Source organism: Massilia sp. DWR3-1-1 (genome assembly GCF_049898325.1).
Lineage (GTDB): Bacteria > Pseudomonadota > Gammaproteobacteria > Burkholderiales > Burkholderiaceae_D > JAFCUW01.
The window spans coordinates 1-2,786 of sequence record NZ_JAFCXL010000056.1 but is presented as its reverse complement, the minus strand read 5'-3'; the positions used below and the strand labels follow the sequence as shown (position 1 = coordinate 2,786).

The 2,786-nt window shown below is 52.9% G+C and carries 3 protein-coding genes; all 3 read left to right on the top strand.

Annotated features, from left to right (window positions below):
• Window positions 1–166 precede the first annotated feature (166 nt).
• The 3 genes from ACP7EY_RS23790 (at window position 167) to ACP7EY_RS23780 (ending at window position 2,393) form a co-directional block, all read left to right on the top strand.
• Entirely contained in the window at window positions 167–1,453 is a 1,287-nt protein-coding gene (locus tag ACP7EY_RS23790; RefSeq protein WP_426197727.1) for a protein rep, read from the top strand.
• A gap of 422 nt (window positions 1,454–1,875) precedes the next feature.
• The gene (locus tag ACP7EY_RS23785) at window positions 1,876–2,136 is read left to right on the top strand and encodes a hypothetical protein (RefSeq protein WP_426132152.1); all 261 of its coding nucleotides are present in this window, start codon (window positions 1,876–1,878) and stop codon (window positions 2,134–2,136) included.
• The gene (locus ACP7EY_RS23780; RefSeq protein ID WP_426132151.1) at window positions 2,133–2,393 is read left to right on the top strand and encodes a hypothetical protein; all 261 of its coding nucleotides are present in this window, start codon (window positions 2,133–2,135) and stop codon (window positions 2,391–2,393) included. The genes ACP7EY_RS23785 and ACP7EY_RS23780 overlap by 4 nt, the downstream gene beginning before the upstream one ends.
• Window positions 2,394–2,786: the final 393 nt, after the last annotated feature.

The window sequence follows — 2,786 nt, the reverse complement described above, 5'->3', positions numbered from 1 at the left end:
TCCTTTTTCTGACGTATACGCGGCGGAGTGCATGCAAAGCACTCAGGTAAAAACCCTCTATCCGCAGGGGAAAAAATTCAGTTCAGAAAAAGAAAAAGCCCTACATCGATTGCAGTCGATTAGGGCCTAGGCCGGTTCATTCACCTTAGAGAGCATCAGAACCGACATGCACAGTTTATCAGACTTGCGCGCTTGCGCATACGACCCGGCACAGCAACTTCCATCCAATTCCACCGGGCGCACGCCTGGCGGCGGAGCTGGCGCGCGTAGCGAGGCGGTGCCGCCGCCAGGCGGCTCCCTTGGTACTAATGCGAAATACTCCGCTGTTTCGACCAAAACCGACCCATCGACAGGGGAAGTTACGGGCGGGGAGGTCGTCTACAGCCCTATGCTGGCCAGGGTTCAGCGCTTCATTTTGCAGAGTGTCGCCCGTAAATTCCTTCCGAAGTCCCGCACGGATAAGTGCCTTCGGCTGCGCCAGGGCTCCAAGCAGATCCAGGTTTGGCAGTCGGTCGAGCACAAGACAACTTCGTATTCGGGGTTGCAAACCTGCGGCTCTGTCTGGGCCTGCCCGGTCTGCTCGGCCAAGATAGCCGAACGGCGCCGGGTCGAAATCATTGCGGCGATGGCTGCGCACAAAGCGGCCGGTGGCGTCGTGAACATGCTTACGCTGACCGCTCCTCACCAACGCTCCGACAAGCTCGGCGATCTACTGGAAAAGCAGGCGGTAGCCTTAAAGTTTTTCTTCAAGGATTGGAGTGTCAAAAAGGTCTTCAAGGAAATGGGTGTCGTCGGCCAAATTCGGGCCTTGGAGGTCACACACGGGCGCCTAAGCGCTTCGAACAACGGATGGCATCCCCACTATCATATTCTTCAGTTCGCGGGCATAGGCGTGCCTATGGTCTGTTTTGACCCAATCCAAATGCATGACTGGGCAATGCGGATTTACCCGCGGTGGGCAGCGTGTTGCGTTCGGGCTGGCCTAGGCGAACCAAGCTTGGCGCATGGGATCAAGTTGGACGATGGGTCTAAGGCTGCGAAATACGTTTCGAAGTGGGGGCTTGAGGACGAGATGACCAAGGGCCACACCAAGAAGGCGCTTCATGGTGAAACGCCCTTCGATTTTCTCCGTGCTTACCTTGCTGATGCCAAGGACAAACAGGCTGGTGCGCTGTTCAAGGAGTTCGCTGAGACCTTCAAGGGGAAGCGTCAGTTGCACTGGTCTGCCGGCCTGAAAAAACGTTACGCGATCGGGGAATCGACGGATGAAGAACTTTCGGTCCAGATGGAGGATTACGCGCAGATGCTTGGGACGATCACCCTTGAGCAATGGCGGGATGTGCTGCGTGTCGAGGGCAGGGGCATTCTCCTGCAGGTCGCTGCTTCCGGTGGGTGGGATGCGGTCTGTTTGTACATGGAAGGAATTCGAAAAAGCGTAGGGGGTGAGACTTGAAATTCATGGACAGGTTTGAGATGTTGTCGGTCGCGAAGGGGGAGCTTAATTCTTTGGGCTTGCCCAGGATGCACCGGTGCATGCGCTGCGGGTTAAATCACAAAATCCCATGGGAAAACATACGCTACCGGGATGGGGTTGTGAACTTCGGCAAGACGGTTTGCGGGTGTGGCGATGAGGTGATTTCGATATGGGGTAAGTCGATGGATTTGGCGTCTGAATTTGCCGAACTTTACCGCAAAGAAAACCCGGTAAAACCAAAAAGATAAAAAGATAAAAAGATAAAAATATCTTTTGCAGCAAAAGGTTTTTTACACAAAGGGATTTTTTACACAAAGGGAAAAAGTTTTAGCCTCGAACAAAAAGCATAAAACGTTTGCACAAAAGGCTATTTTCGTTTATACTTAATGTATTAAACGTTGATGGGCAAATTGATCATGAAATACCAGGCTGCGATTGAAGTTTTTAATGATTTGGCGGCGGGTCGTGTCCCGAACAAATCATCAGTGATTGCTGGTGCGCTGTCCCTTGAGTTCGCCGCTCTTGAGTACTCGTCAGGCGACTATGACCAGGCGTATCAAGGACTCAGGTTGCTTGCTTGTGGCGGTTCGTTCGACCTGGACGATTTGGGCCGCGCTCGATGTGCGTATTTTGCTGAAATTCTGACTAAGGCTCAAGCATGAAAACCTGGACTATGGCTGAGGCGAAGGCTGATTTTGAACGTGGCTTGCTCAAGGGCTGCGCCATCTACTTTCACGACATCATGGGACAGCCCCGTTACACGGTCACTTTCGAAGCGGCCCTTAGCCTGGAAGGATCGGGCGGCCTGGTCGATGCGAGGACCCACACGGTGCGCGAATTCAAAACGATGGATGCGGCGCACTCGGCTATTCGCCAGGTGGGATTTAAAAGCTCGAGATTTTGGGTCAGTTCGAAGTAAAGGCACAAGCGGCCCGTAGGGCAAAATCTTTGCGGGTGTCAGAAATCGGCTTTGGATTTTGAAGTAAAAATTCTTAGCTGAGTTGACCGTGCGGAGCGGGAGCGACTTGGCTGCAAAGTTTTAGCGGGTAGTCCGTCGACCAGGTTAGCACCTGGTCGCATCACGTCGGCCACCGGCACCCTCCCAAAGACCGATCTTTTTCGTCACTTGTCACGCTAATAACGATTCCCTTGACTTGCCCGTTTCCGGTGGTCAAGATACGCGCATCGGTATTTCCTTTTTCTGACGTATACGCGGCGGAGTGCATGCAAAGCACTCAGGTAAAAACCCTCTATCCGCAGGGGAAAAAATTCAGTTCAGAAAAAGAAAAAGCCCTACATCGATTGCAGTCGA

Coding starts and splice junctions, on each gene's coding strand:
- ACP7EY_RS23790 (WP_426197727.1), top strand. CDS start 167: ATGCACAGTTTATCAGACTTGCGCGCTTGCGCATACGACCCGGCACAG.
- ACP7EY_RS23780 (WP_426132151.1), top strand. CDS start 2,133: ATGAAAACCTGGACTATGGCTGAGGCGAAGGCTGATTTTGAACGTGGC.
- ACP7EY_RS23785 (WP_426132152.1), top strand. CDS start 1,876: ATGGGCAAATTGATCATGAAATACCAGGCTGCGATTGAAGTTTTTAAT.